Source organism: Burkholderia sp. AU45274, assembly GCF_030482505.1.
Taxonomy (GTDB): Bacteria; Pseudomonadota; Gammaproteobacteria; order Burkholderiales; family Burkholderiaceae; genus Burkholderia.
The window spans coordinates 42,765-55,524 of record NZ_JAUJQE010000012.1; the positions used below are offsets into that span (position 1 = coordinate 42,765).

General features: G+C 66.8%; 11 protein-coding genes. 1 reads left to right on the top strand and 10 read right to left on the bottom strand.

What is annotated here, in order from left to right:
• The first annotated feature begins 1 nt into the window (after position 1).
• Complete coding sequence (gene pxpA / locus QZM35_RS31390; RefSeq protein WP_089426531.1) at positions 2 to 766, top strand: 5-oxoprolinase subunit PxpA; 765 nt, start codon at positions 2 to 4, stop codon at positions 764 to 766.
• A gap of 560 nt (positions 767 to 1,326) precedes the next feature.
• On the opposite strand, the gene QZM35_RS31395 is transcribed toward pxpA, so the two are convergent.
• From QZM35_RS31395 to QZM35_RS31440, 10 genes are all read right to left on the bottom strand, one after another.
• Entirely contained in the window at positions 1,327 to 2,472 is a 1,146-nt protein-coding gene (locus QZM35_RS31395; protein WP_089431827.1) for a TraB/GumN family protein, read from the bottom strand.
• Positions 2,465 to 3,481 carry a peptide ABC transporter ATP-binding protein gene (locus QZM35_RS31400; RefSeq protein WP_089431828.1) on the bottom strand — a complete coding sequence of 339 codons (1,017 nt, stop codon included), beginning with the start codon at positions 3,479 to 3,481 and terminating at the stop codon, positions 2,465 to 2,467. Before QZM35_RS31400 ends, QZM35_RS31395 begins: the two co-directional genes overlap by 8 nt.
• Positions 3,478 to 4,476 (bottom strand): ABC transporter ATP-binding protein, encoded by a 999-nt coding sequence (locus tag QZM35_RS31405; protein WP_089426533.1) that lies wholly within the window; start codon positions 4,474 to 4,476, stop codon positions 3,478 to 3,480. The genes QZM35_RS31400 and QZM35_RS31405 overlap by 4 nt, the downstream gene beginning before the upstream one ends.
• Before the next feature lie 2 nt (positions 4,477 to 4,478).
• Positions 4,479 to 5,396, bottom strand: a complete 918-nt coding sequence (locus QZM35_RS31410; protein ID WP_089426534.1) for an ABC transporter permease subunit — start codon at positions 5,394 to 5,396, stop codon at positions 4,479 to 4,481.
• 4 nt (positions 5,397 to 5,400) lie between these two features.
• Positions 5,401 to 6,411 (bottom strand): ABC transporter permease subunit, encoded by a 1,011-nt coding sequence (locus QZM35_RS31415; protein WP_089426535.1) that lies wholly within the window; start codon positions 6,409 to 6,411, stop codon positions 5,401 to 5,403.
• A 117-nt stretch (positions 6,412 to 6,528) separates the two neighbouring features.
• The gene (locus QZM35_RS31420; protein WP_089426536.1) at positions 6,529 to 8,157 is read right to left on the bottom strand and encodes an ABC transporter substrate-binding protein; all 1,629 of its coding nucleotides are present in this window, start codon (positions 8,155 to 8,157) and stop codon (positions 6,529 to 6,531) included.
• 335 nt (positions 8,158 to 8,492) lie between these two features.
• Positions 8,493 to 9,800, bottom strand: a complete 1,308-nt coding sequence (locus QZM35_RS31425; protein WP_089495809.1) for an MFS transporter — start codon at positions 9,798 to 9,800, stop codon at positions 8,493 to 8,495.
• 191 nt (positions 9,801 to 9,991) lie between these two features.
• The gene (locus tag QZM35_RS31430) at positions 9,992 to 10,303 is read right to left on the bottom strand and encodes a high-potential iron-sulfur protein (RefSeq protein WP_039354792.1); all 312 of its coding nucleotides are present in this window, start codon (positions 10,301 to 10,303) and stop codon (positions 9,992 to 9,994) included.
• 161 nt (positions 10,304 to 10,464) lie between these two features.
• Entirely contained in the window at positions 10,465 to 11,574 is a 1,110-nt protein-coding gene (locus tag QZM35_RS31435; RefSeq protein ID WP_089426538.1) for an NAD(P)/FAD-dependent oxidoreductase, read from the bottom strand.
• Positions 11,575 to 11,758: 184 nt separating this feature from the next.
• Positions 11,759 to 12,739, bottom strand: coding sequence for an AAA family ATPase (locus tag QZM35_RS31440; RefSeq protein ID WP_089426539.1), 981 nt, complete (start codon positions 12,737 to 12,739; stop codon positions 11,759 to 11,761).
• Positions 12,740 to 12,760: the final 21 nt, after the last annotated feature.

The following is a 12,760-nucleotide window of genomic DNA, read 5'->3' on the forward strand; positions in this document are numbered from 1 at the left end:
CATGCAAATCGATCTGAATGCCGATCTCGGCGAAGGATGCGGTTCGGACGAGGCGCTGCTCGACCTCGTGACGTCCGCGAACATCGCATGCGGGTGGCATGCGGGCGGTGCGAACGCGATGCGCGACTGCGTACGCTGGGCCGTGCAGAAAGGCGTGGCGATCGGCGCGCACCCGAGCTTTCACGATCCGGAGAATTTCGGCCGCAAGGAAATGCAGCTACCGGCCAGCGACATCTACGCGGGCGTGCTGTACCAGCTCGGCGCGCTGTCGGCGATCGCGCAGGCCGAGGGCGGGCGCATCGCGCACGTGAAACCGCACGGCGCGCTGTACAACCAGGCCGCGCGCGACCCGCTGATCGCCGATGCGGTGGTGTCCGCGATCCGCGATTTCGACCCGTCGCTCGCGGTGTTCGGGCTCGCGAACAGCGTGTTCGTCGCGGCCGCGCGGCACGCGGGGCTCGCCGCGGTGGAGGAAGTGTTCGCCGATCGCGGCTACCGCGCGGACGGCTCGCTCGTGCCGCGCAACCAGCCCGGCGCGCTGATCGACGACGAGGACACGATGATCGCGCGCACGCTGGACATGGTGCGCAGCCGGCAGGTGCGGGCGATCGGCGGCGAATGGGTGATGCTCAATGCGCAGACCGTCTGCCTGCACGGCGACGGGCCGCACGCGCTGGCATTCGCGAAACGGATTCGCGCCGCGCTCGAGGCGGTGGGCGTCGACGTGGTCGCGCCCGGGATGCTGCAGGCCGACGAACGCGCCTGATCCGGCCGATCGCGCCAGCGGACGCACGATCCGTCGCACAAAAGAAAAAAGCGCCCTCGTGGCGCTTTTCCGTTGGCACAATCGCTGCGGCTTCGCCGTCTGTCGATTCGCCCCCCGAAACCGTCTTGCGACGGTGACCGGAAAACTATTCCGGATTAAAAAACGTCCGCCGCCGCCCGATTACTGCCTTTCCCCGGTGGGACGACGGAACGTCGCTTATCCCGCAAGTCGGCCTGCATGCATTGTTGTTGTCCGACGATGATTGGCCCCGCCGTACATGCAGACACTACCGCGGCCGGCACGTGCACCACGTGCCGGCAACGCGCTAACCCCGCGCTTTATTTTCTGCTACCCCGTAGAACTTTTTCTATTCTTTTCATTTTTTCAACTTGTGGATCGAAGAATAGATATTGGCAGATCGGGATGTCAATCGTTTGAAACGCTATTTTCTGATGATTCGAGGGTTTTCCTTATCGAATCGCGTGCCCAACCAGGCGTTTGAGCCGCTCGCACGGCGTCGATCAAACAGGGGAGGATCGGTTCGGGCGCGGTGACGGCGATCAGTTCGCGTCGACGCTGTAACCTTGTTGACGCAACAATTCGAGCACGCCGCGCGGGCCGCCCAGGTGCAGCGCGCCGATCGCGACGAACAGCGGCCGGTTCGGTGCGGCGATTGCCGTCATCCGTGCAACGAAGCGCCGGTTGCGCTCGTACACGATCTTGTTGTCGATCGCGTCCGACAACGCCTTCGAACGCGCGAGCCGTTCGCTCTTCGCGACCGCCCATGCCGAGATCGCATCGGCGTCGCCAATTCGCCACAGTCGATGCAGCGCCTTGATGTCGTCGGCGTTCTGCGCGGGCGTCTGCACCATGTCCTGCGCGAGCATCTCGCGCTGCTCGGCGAGCGTCAGCCCGGTGAACGCGCGCATTTGTTCGGCGAGCGTCTCGAGCCCGATCACGCGGCCGCCCTTCTTCTTCAGGAACACGTTCTGCAGCTGCGCCTCGGTGCCGTATTCCGTCTGCAGGCCGGCCGACAGCGAATCGTAGGTCTCGACGACGAGCGCCGCGAGCCACGGCCGCATCTTGCGGATCTCGACGAGCGCGGCCGGGTTGCCGCGCAGGCGCGCCGCGAGCCGCTGCCACAGCGGCTCGGGCAGCAGGCGCTGCAGGCACGGGTAGCGGCAGACGCCGTACTTCGACACGTCGTCCTGCGATTCGAGCAGGTCGTCGGGCGACAGCTCGAGCGCCAGGGTGGGCGACGCGGCGAGCGCCGCGAGGATGCGCGGCCGGAACGGCTGCACGCTCGGGTAGTCGGACGGGTCGCCGGTGTGCAGCGTGCCGAGCACGTAGAGCGTGACCTTGCCCTTGGTTGCAACGTAGAACGGCATGCGGGCGGGCTGCACGCGCACGGAGCCGCTTGAAACCGTGCCGTTCGACACGGCAGGCGCGTGGAAGCCCGGCAGGCTCATGCCGGGCGGCGGGACTTGCGATGGATGGATCGGTGAAGTGGCCGGCGCGCGCCCTTCGGCGCGCGCGGATTCGACGGGAACCACGAGGCTGGCCGCCACGCACGCGCCGGCCAGCGCCGCGCCCGTGACGGTACGCACGCTCCAGCGCCGCGCGTAGCGGCACGCGCGCATCACGCGCGCGCTGCTTGCCCCCGCACGGCGCACGCCGGACGCGCGCGCCGCCAACACCTCAGGCATTCTCCTCCCCGACTTCCTCGGCGCGATGGCAGGCCACGCGCCGGCCGTCGACCTCGCGCAGCTGCGGCTCCTCCAGCCGGCAGCGCTCGACCGCATACGGGCAGCGCTGATGGAACGCGCAGCCCGACGGCGGATTGAGCGGCGACGGCAGTTCGCCCTGCAGCTTGATCTGCACGCGGCGGTCTTCCTCGAAGATCGCCGGCGTCGCCGACATCAGCGCGCGCGTGTACGGATGGCGCGGCCGTGCGTAGATCGTCGCCTTGTCGCCCAGCTCCGCGACGCTGCCGAAGTACATCACCATTACGTCGTCCGCGACGTGCTCGACCACCGACAGGTTGTGCGAGATGAACACGTAGCTGGTCTTGAACTGCTCCTGCAGATCCATGAACAGGTTCAGGATCTGCGCCTGGATCGACACGTCGAGCGCGGACACCGGCTCGTCGGCGACGACGATGCGCGGATCGAGAATCATCGCGCGCGCGATCGCGACACGCTGGCGCTGGCCGCCCGAGAACATGTGCGGATAACGCTTCGCGTGCTCGGGCCGCAGGCCGACCGTGCGCATGATCTGCGCGATGCGCTGCGCGCGTTCGGCGGCGGTCAGGTTCGCGTTGATCTCGAGCGGCTCGGAAAGCGTCTGCTCGACGGTCTTGCGCGGATTCAGCGACGCGAACGGGTTCTGGAACACCATCTGCACGCGGCGGCGCAGGTCGGCCACCGTCTCGCGGCTGGCGCCGGCGACGTTCTTGCCGTCGATCGTCAGGCTGCCCGAGGTGGGCGTCTCGATCATCGTCAGCTGGCGGGCGAGCGTCGACTTCCCGCAGCCCGATTCGCCGACGACGGCGAGCGTCTTGCCGCGCTTCAGCGAGAACGACACGCCGTTCAGTGCCTTCACCGTGCCCTGCCCGAACATCCCGCGCTTCACCGAATAGTGTTTCGCGAGGCCGTCGGCCACCAGCACGGCTTCCTCGTCGTGCGACACGCGAGGCGTTTGATTGACTGCATTCATCGTGCACCTCCCGTCAGGTCGAGGTTGGAAACGTTGAGCGGCTTGATGCAGCGCGCGCGCATCGCATCGTTGGCCGGCACCAGCGTGTCGAGCGCCGGCCGCGCCTTGCGGCAGTCGTCGACGACGTACTTGCAGCGCGGCGCGAACAGGCACCCGGACGGGCGATCATCGCGGCCCGGCACCATGCCGGGCAATGCGGCAAGGCGACGCGCCCCCTGATTGTGCTCGGGAATCGCCGCGAGCAGCGCTTCGGTGTACGGATGATGCGGCGCACGGAAGATGTCGGGCACGCGATTGGTCTCGATCACCTCGCCCGCGTACATCACCGCCACGCGCTGCGCGACTTCCGACACCACGGCCAGGTCGTGCGAGATCAGCACGAGCGCCATCCCGCGCTCCTTCTGCAGCTTCACGAGCAGGTCCATGATCTGCGCCTGGATCGTCACGTCGAGCGCGGTGGTCGGCTCGTCGGCGATCAGCAGCTTCGGGTTGCACGCCACCGCCATCGCGATCATCACGCGCTGGTTCATCCCGCCCGACATCTGGTGCGGGAACGACGCGATGCGGTTCTTCGCATCGGGAATGCCGACCTGGTCGAGCAGTTCGAGCGCGCGCCGGTGCAGCGCGTCGCCGCGCAAGCCCTCGTGCAGCTTCAGCACTTCCTTGATCTGGTAGCCGACCGTATAGCTCGGGTTCAGGCTCGTCAGCGCGTCCTGGAACACCATCGCGATGTCCTTGCCGACGATCTTGCGGCGCGCCTTCGGCGACGCCTTCAGCAGGTCGACGCCGTTGAACGTGACTTCGTCCGCCGTCACCTTGCCCGGCGCGTCGATCAGGCCCATCAGCGCCATCATCGTCACGCTCTTGCCCGAGCCCGATTCGCCGACGACGCCCACCACCTCGCCCGGCGCGATCGACAGGTTGATCCGGTCGACCGCAGGCAGGCCGTTGAAGTTCACCGCGAGATTGCGGATGGTCAGAAGATCTTGGCTCATGTTCACGCCATCCGTTTCAGTTTGGGATCGAGCGCGTCGCGCAGCCCGTCGCCGAGCAGGTTGATCGCGAGCACCGAAATCAGGATCGACAGGCCCGGCATCGTCACGATCCACCACGCATTGTCGATGTAGTCGCGCGCGGAGGCCAGCATCGCGCCCCACTCGGCGGTCGGCGGTTGCACGCCGAGGCCGAGGAAGCCGAGCGCGGCCGCGTCGAGGATGGCCGACGAGAAGCCGAGCGTCGCCTGCACGATCAGCGGCGCCGTACAGTTCGGCAGCACCTGCGAGAACATCAGGCGCAGCGTGCCGGCACCGGCCACGCGCGACGCCGTCACGTACTCCTTCTGCAGCTCGCCGAGCGCCGAGGCGCGCGTGAGGCGCACATAGGCCGGCAGCGCGACGATCGCGATCGCGAACATCGTGTTGGTGAGGCCCGGGCCGATGATCGCGACGACCGCGACCGCGAGCAGCAGCGACGGCAGCGCGAGCAGCACGTCCATGATGCGCATCACGGGCGTGTCCGCCCACTTCTGGAAGAACGCGGCGACGAGCCCGAGCACGATGCCGGGGATCAGCGCGAGCACGACCGACACGAAGCCGATCCAGAACGACATCCGTGCGCCGAACATCAGCCGCGAAAGAATGTCGCGGCCTGCTTCGTCGGTGCCGAGGATGAATTTCCAGTTGCCGCCTTCGAGCCATGCGGGCGGGATCTTCACGAAGTCGCGGTATTGCTCGACCGGGCTGTGCGGCGCGAGCAGCGGCGCGAGCAGCGCGACTAGGATCAGCACGATCACGACGATGCCGGCGCCGACGGCGCCCCGGTTGCGCGAGAAGTTGGCCCAGAACTCGCGCAGCGCGAGCGCACGGCCGCCGGCCGGCGCGGATTCGGTCGGCAGGGTATTTTGCAGATTGCTCATGGGATTACCTCGTGTGGCGGATGCGCGGATTCAGCACGCCGTACAGCAGGTCGACGACCAGGTTCACGACGATCACGAGCGTCGCGATCAGCAGGATGCCGCCCTGGACGACCGGATAGTCGCGGCGGCCGATCGCATCGATCAGCCACTTGCCGACACCGGGCCACGAAAAGAGCGTCTCGGTCAGCACGGCGCCCGCGAGCAGCGTGCCGATCTGTAGGCCGATCACGGTGACGACCGGGATCAGCGCATTGCGCAGCGCATGCACGACGACCACGCGCGCGGGCGACAGCCCCTTCGCGCGGGCGGTGCGGATGTAGTCCTCGCGCAGCACTTCGAGCATCGACGAGCGCGTCATCCGCGCGATCACCGCGAGCGGGATCGTGCCGAGCACGATCGCGGGCAGGATCAGGTGGCTGACCGCCGACTTGAACGCGCCTTCATCCGGCGCGAGCAGCGCGTCGATCAGCATGAAGCCCGTCGGGTGCGGGAAATCGTATTCGACGGCGATGCGCCCCGACACCGGCGTCCAGCCGAGATATGACGAAAACACCATGATGAGGATCAGCCCCCACCAGAAGATCGGCATCGAGTAGCCGGTGAGCGCGGTGCCCATCACGCCATGGTCGACGACCGAGCCGCGCCGCAATGCGGCGATCACGCCGGCCGGCAGCCCGACCGCGAGCGCGAACACGAGTGCGCACAGCGACAGCTCGACGGTCGCCGGGAAGCGCGCGAAGAACTCGCCCGCGACGCTCGTGTTGGTGATGATCGACATGCCCAGGTCGCCATGCAGCGCCCGGCCGATGTAGTGGATGTACTGCATGGGCAGCGGCTGGTCGAGCCCGAGGCGTTTCATCGCCTCCGCATGCATCGCGGGATCGACGCCGCGCTCGCCCATCATCACTTCGATGGGGTCGCCCGGTATCAGGTGAATCAGCGCAAACGCCAGGATGGTGATGCCGATGAAAGTCGGGATCACCATGCCCACGCGGCGCAACACGAATGTGAACATGATGCGTCTCGTATTTTCTTGTGGGAAATGTGCGACCGGCGACGGGAAGCTTTTGGCCTCCCGCCGCCGGATGAATTAGCCGGTCTCGGTCTTCGTAGACAGCTTACGCCGGGTGCGTTACTTCACGCTCACACCGTCGAAGCGGGCATAGCCGAGCGGCTCGATACGCATGTCGACCACGGTCTTGCGCACCGGCTGGTAGACCGTCGAGTTCGCGATCGGCGAGAACGGCAGCTGTTGCGCGAAGATCTGCTGAGCCTGCATGTAGAGCTTGGTCCGCGCGTCCTGGCCCGTCGTCGTGCGGCCCTTCTGGACCAGCTCGTCGAACGGCTTGTAGCACCAGTGCGAGAAGTTGTTGCCCTTGATCGCTTCGCAGCCGAGCAGCGTGCCGAGCCAGTTGTCCGGATCGCCGTTGTCGCCCGTCCAGCCGATCAGCATCGTGTCCTGCTCACCCGAGTGCGCGCGCTTGATGTACTCGCCCCACTCGTACGTGACGATCTTCGCCTTCACGCCGATCTTCGCCCAGTCGGCCTGGATCATCTCGGCCATCAGGCGGGCGTTCGGGTTGTACGCGCGCTGCACCGGCATCGCCCACAGCGTGATCTCGAAACCGTTCGGGAAGCCGGCCTTCGCGAGCAGCGCCTTCGCCTTCGCGGTGTCGTTCGGCGCCATCTTCAGGTTCTTGTCGTACGACCATTGGGTCGGCGGCATCGGCGCGGTCGCCGCCTGGCCTGCGCCCTGGTAGACGGACTCGAGGATCGCCTTCTTGTTGATCGCCATGTCGAGTGCCTGACGCACCTCGAGCTTGTCGACCGGCTTGTGCTCGACGTTGTACGCGAGATAGCCGAGGTTGAAGCCTGCCTGCGACGGCATGTCGACGCCCGAATCGGCCTTCAGCGTCGCGATGTCGGCCGGACGCGGATAGCTCATCACCTGGCATTCGTTGCGCTTGATCTTCTGCACGCGCACGCCCGGATCCGGCGTGATCGAGAAGATCAGCTTCGAGATCTTCACTTCGCCCTTCTTCCAGTAATCAGGATTGCCGTCGAATCGGATCGTCGCGTCCTTCGTGTAGCTGCGGAAGATGAACGGGCCCGTGCCGACCGGCTTCTGGTTGATGTCGGCGGCCTTGCCTGCCTTCATCAGCTGGTCGCCGTATTCGGCCGACAGGATCGACGCGAATTCCATCGCCATGTTCTGGATGAACGGCGCATTCGGCTCGGCGAGCGTGAACTTCACGGTGTACGGATCGACCTTCTCGACCTTCGTGATCAGCTTGTCGAGACCCATGTCGGTGAAGTACGGGAACGACACCGGGTACGCCTTGCGGAACGCCTGGTTCGGGTCGAGCATGCGCTGGAACGTGAACAGCACGTCGTCCGCGTTGAATTCACGCGTCGGCTTGAAGAAGTCCGTCGTGTGGAACTTCACGCCGTGGCGCAGATGGAACGTGTACACCTTGCCGTCCGGCGACACGTCCCACTTCTCTGCGAGGCCCGGCTCGACCTTCGTGCCGCCGCGCTCGAATTCGACGAGGCGGTTGTAGACGGTGAACGTGGCGGCGGTGAAATCGACGCCGGTCGTAAATTGCGCGGAATCGAAACCCGCCGGGCTGCCTTCTGAGCAGTAGACGAGCGTTTTGTTCGGAATCTGTGCGAATGCAGAGCCCGCGACGCCGAGCGATGCCGCTGCCACGCCTGCAATGGCGGTAACACGCAGGGTGTGCAACAGACGGTTGTATTCCATGTTTCCTCCAGGTCTCCAGATCGGAACCGGCCCGCCAGGGGCCGGCGTACGCGGATATTACTTGAGCTAACGATGTGGCAACAAGCTGGAGAAAAAACTCTTCTAGATGTCCCGCCGGGTTTTTGCCGATGTTTAGTGGGAGTAAAAAATGCGACAACGCGCGCGAGCGCCCATTTCGTTCATTTCGCGCAAGTTTCGTTCGACGACTAAACAATTCGGGCGCGAACACGAAGGCCCGGCGCACCGCTTTCCCGTGTTCCGCAGCACATCATTGCGTTTTGCGAAACGATCCGGTGATCGTCGTCAAATCGTCATGTTGTCGCGTCGCCGCGTCGTCACGCCGGCGCGTCGAGGTCGGCGCTGCGCGCGGGCACGAACGCGACCGCGACGATCGACAGCGCGATCCCGGCCATCACGTAGTAGGTCGGCGCGAGCGGCGTGCCCGTGACCTTGATCAGCCATGTGACGATGAACTGCCCGAAGCCGCCGAACAGCATCACCGCGACGTTGTACGCGATCGACAGCCCGGTCGAGCGCACGTTGGCCGGGAACAGCTCGGCGATCATCGCGCCGAACGGCCCGTAGTAGCCCGCGAGCGTGACCGACAGCACGGCCTGCACCGCGATCAGCCGCGCGATGCTCGGCGCCGCGTCGAGCCACGCGAACAGCGGATACATCAGCACGAGCGTGAGCGCGAGCGACCATAGCGACAGCCCCTTGCGGCCGATGCGGTCCGACCACGCGCCCGCGATCGGCGACAGCACCATCAGCAGCAGGTTGCCGACGATCACCGCATAGAAGGATTCCGCGTAGGGCAGCTTCAGCTGCTTCACCGCGAAGGTCGGCAGATAGCTGATCAGCACGTAGATCGTCACCGTCAGCGCGATCACCGAGCCGAGCCCGCACAGCACCTCGCGCGGGTAGCGCGTGAACACTTCGCCGAGCGTCACGCGGCGCGCGCTTTGCTGCGCATGCAGGAACGCCTCGGAATCGGCGAGATGGCGGCGGATGTAGAAGCCGATCGGGCCGATCACGAGCCCGAGGATGAACGGCACGCGCCAGCCCCAGCTGCGCAGCGCCTCGTGCGACAGCCCGCGCGTGACGGCCGCGCCGACGAGCGCGCCGATCAGCAGCGCGGCCGCCTGGCTCGCCATCTGCCAGCTGCCGTAGAAGCCGCGTTTCGAGAATGGCGCGGCTTCGATCAGCAGCGCCGTCGCGCTGCCGAATTCGCCGCCCGCGGAGAAGCCCTGCAGCAGACGGCCGAGCACGATCAGGAGCGGGCCGCCGATGCCGATCGCCGCATACGGCGGCGCGACCGCGAGCAGGAAGATGCCGGCCGTCATCAGGAGGATCACGAGCGACAGCGCGGCCTTGCGGCCCGCGCGATCCGCGTACAGCCCGAACACGATGCCGCCGATCGGACGCATGAAGAACGCGACGCCGAACGTCGCGGTGGTCAGCAGCAGCGACGAGTATTCGCTGGAGGTCGGGAAGAACAGCTCGGCGATCACGACCGTCATGAAGCCGAACACCGTGAAGTCGTACCACTCGAGCGCATTGCCGATCACGGCGGCCGCGACCGCACGCCGGTTCAGTGCACGCTCGGGCCGGCTCGTTTTCGTTGAATTCGCAATCGTCGCCATGCGTGCCTCGTCCTCGTCGGTTCGCCGTGTCGGGCTGCGCGGCGCGCGGGGTGCCCGCGGCGCGCCGATGTGCAGCGAGTGTAGAAAGCGACGGAACCGTTTTCAAGCAATAAAAAACGCCCGCCATCTTTCGACGGCGGGCGTTGTGCGGTTTTCACCACAATGCGGCATCGCACGATGCCGCACGGGCCTCAACCCATCTTCGAGAAGGCGCTGCACCAGCCCTTCGCCGACACCTGCTTGCCGGGGAAGGCGCCGCACGGGCCCGAGGCCGAGCCCTTCTTGCCCTGGTACAGCATGCAGGCCGCGCAATCCTGGCCCGCTGCGTATTTCGGGTACTTCGTCTTGTCGACCTTCGTCGCATCGGCCTTGTAGCCGAGTGCCGTCGCGGTCGGGTCGCTTTCCGCGAGCATCGGCGCATCGGCCAGCGCTTCACGCGACAGCGCCAGCGCGGACACGGCACCAATGCTCGTAATCAGGAAACTCCGACGGGATGTTTTCATGGGGGACTCGCTCCAACGTTATCGGTTTGAAAGCTGTTCTGGCGACAGCCGTTCGACAGAATAACGCTCAAGCGAATAAATGTGCGCGCCGAAATTCCAGAGATAAGGAATTTCACACGGCCGATACGCATTCGCGACCTCCCCGCCACACACGCGCCGCGTCAGCGGTAAGCCGTCATGTCGCCCACCCGCTGCGCGAGCGCGAGCGACGCGGTGAGCCCCGGCGACTCGATGCCGAACAGGTTCACGAGCCCGCGCACGCCATGCTGCGCGGCGCCCTGCACGATGAAATCGGCCGGCGGCTCGCCGGGGCCCGCGAGCTTCGGCCGGATGCCCGCATACGCCGGCTGCAGCGCGTCGTCGGGCAAGCCCGGCCAGAACGCGCGGATCGACGCGTAGAACGCGGTCGCGCGCGCGGGATCGACTTCGTAGCGCAGCGCATCGATCCATTCGACGTCCGGGCCGAAGCGCGCCTGCCCGCCGAGGTCGAGCGTCAGGTGCACGCCGAGCCCCGCGCGGTCGGGCATCGGATAGATCAGGTGGGAAAACGGTGCGCGCCCCGACAGGCTGAAATAGTTGCCGCGCGCGAGATAGAGCGGCGGCACCCAGCGCGGGTCGAGGCCGCGCGTGCGGCGCGCCAGCGCCTGGGCGCCGAGGCCCGCGCTGTTGATCACGCAGGCGGCCTCGATCTCGGTCGGCGCGTCGCCGCCCGTGCGCACGACGAAGCGCCCGCCGCGCAGCACGTCGATCGATTCGACCGGGGATTTAAGCGCGCACACGGCGCCGTCGCGCTCCGCGTCGCCGAGCAGCGCGAGCATCAGCTGGTGGCTGTCGACGATGCCGGTGGACGGCGAGAACAGCGCCTCGACGCATTCGAGCGCGGGCTCGAGCGTCTGCGCCTCGGCGCGCGTGAGCGGCATCAGGTCGAGCACGCCGTTTTCGGTCGCGCGCGCGGCGATCGCCCTCAACTGCTTCACCTGCGCGGCGCTCGTGGCGACGAGCAGCTTGCCGGCGCGCCGGTGCGGCACGTGATGGGTCTCGCAGAATTCGTACAGCAGGTCGCGCCCGTGCACGCACGACGTCGCCTTCAGCGACCCGCGCGGATAGTAGAGCCCCGCGTGGATCACTTCGCTGTTGCGCGAACTCGTACCCGTGCCGATCGCATCGGCGGCCTCGAGCACGAGCGTTTCACGCCCGCGCGCGGCCAGTTCGCGCGCAATCGCCAGACCGACGACGCCCGCGCCGATCACGACACAATCCATCTGCTCCATGACGTTTCGCGCCGCTAGCGCGTCGAGGGGAGAGAAGAGAATTGTACGTCCCGGTTCATTCGCTTGCCGAAGGTCGTGCAGCGTCTCGCGACGCCGCCGTGCATGATGCGCGCCGCACGGCACGACTCGCGGCACTGCGCGGCGCGCACGCCGCCAGGGCCGGGGCCGTGCGCGCGCCGCGCGTTCAGAAGCCGATCGGCCGGCGCTTTGCCGCGCCTTCGTCGGCCCGGATGTCGCGCGGCCCGATCGCGTCGCGCCCGTCGAGCCGTGCGGCGCCGAACGCGTGCAGCAGCGCACGGCGCATCGTGCGCGGCGGGGTCGCGGCCAGCACATCGAGCGCGTCGTCGCCGAGGGTGTCCGGGAAGCGCCGCCCCCACGCATGCGACGTGCGGATCTCGTCGTAGATCGTCTGCGCGATCCGGCGCGCGCCCGCCGCGTCGGGCGGCTCGATCTCGTACACGTTCATCCGGTTGAGCAGCGGCTCCGGAATCGCGTGCGCCTCGTTCGCGGTCGCGATCCAGATCACGTTGCCCGCATCGATCGGCACTTCCGCGAATTCGTCGATGAATGCGCGCGCGGTGTCGTGCTCGAGCAACGCATACAGCGCGCCGAGCGGATCGTATTGCGCATCGCTGCCGGCCTTGTCGATCTCGTCGACCGCGATCACCGGGTTCGCGTAGCTGCCGTTCACGAGCGCATCGAACACCTTGCCGGGCTTCGCGTTCTTCCATTGCGACGACGCACCCGACAGGATCCAGCCGGCCGTCAGCGAGCTCATCGGCACGTAGTGGTAAGCGGTGCCGAGCAGTTGCGCGAGCGCCTTCGCGAAGTGCGTCTTGCCGATGCCCGGGGGCCCGAGCAGCAGGATCGGCATCAGTTCGAGCCGGTCCTCCGTTTCGAGGCACAGCGCGACCTGCTTGCGCACGTCTTCGAGCGGCTCGGCGAAATTCGGCAATGCCTCGCCGAGCGCGTCGAACGACGGCATCCGGTTCGGCTTCACGCAGAAGCGCAGATTGCCCGTCTTGAGCATCCTCTCGTAGGTGGCGCGCAGTGCGTCGCTCGCGCTCTCGTTCAGGTCACTCAGCGCCGTCTCGACCTGCTCGAGGTCGTACACCGTGCTGAAGGATGCCACCGCCAGTTCCTGTTTCACCATCGCCGTCGTCATACCAACCTCGCTGCCGCTTGC

Bases quoted from the DNA above. Each gene is read 5' to 3' on its own strand.
- pxpA (WP_089426531.1), top strand. From the start codon at position 2: ATGCAAATCGATCTGAATGCCGATCTCGGCGAAGGATGCGGTTCGGAC.
- QZM35_RS31395 (WP_089431827.1), bottom strand. From the start codon at position 2,472: ATGCCTGAGGTGTTGGCGGCGCGCGCGTCCGGCGTGCGCCGTGCGGGG.
- QZM35_RS31400 (WP_089431828.1), bottom strand. From the start codon at position 3,481: ATGAATGCAGTCAATCAAACGCCTCGCGTGTCGCACGACGAGGAAGCC.
- QZM35_RS31405 (WP_089426533.1), bottom strand. From the start codon at position 4,476: ATGAGCCAAGATCTTCTGACCATCCGCAATCTCGCGGTGAACTTCAAC.
- QZM35_RS31410 (WP_089426534.1), bottom strand. From the start codon at position 5,396: ATGAGCAATCTGCAAAATACCCTGCCGACCGAATCCGCGCCGGCCGGC.
- QZM35_RS31415 (WP_089426535.1), bottom strand. From the start codon at position 6,411: ATGTTCACATTCGTGTTGCGCCGCGTGGGCATGGTGATCCCGACTTTC.
- QZM35_RS31420 (WP_089426536.1), bottom strand. From the start codon at position 8,157: ATGGAATACAACCGTCTGTTGCACACCCTGCGTGTTACCGCCATTGCA.
- QZM35_RS31425 (WP_089495809.1), bottom strand. From the start codon at position 9,800: ATGGCGACGATTGCGAATTCAACGAAAACGAGCCGGCCCGAGCGTGCA.
- QZM35_RS31430 (WP_039354792.1), bottom strand. From the start codon at position 10,303: ATGAAAACATCCCGTCGGAGTTTCCTGATTACGAGCATTGGTGCCGTG.
- QZM35_RS31435 (WP_089426538.1), bottom strand. From the start codon at position 11,574: ATGGAGCAGATGGATTGTGTCGTGATCGGCGCGGGCGTCGTCGGTCTG.
- QZM35_RS31440 (WP_089426539.1), bottom strand. From the start codon at position 12,739: ATGACGACGGCGATGGTGAAACAGGAACTGGCGGTGGCATCCTTCAGC.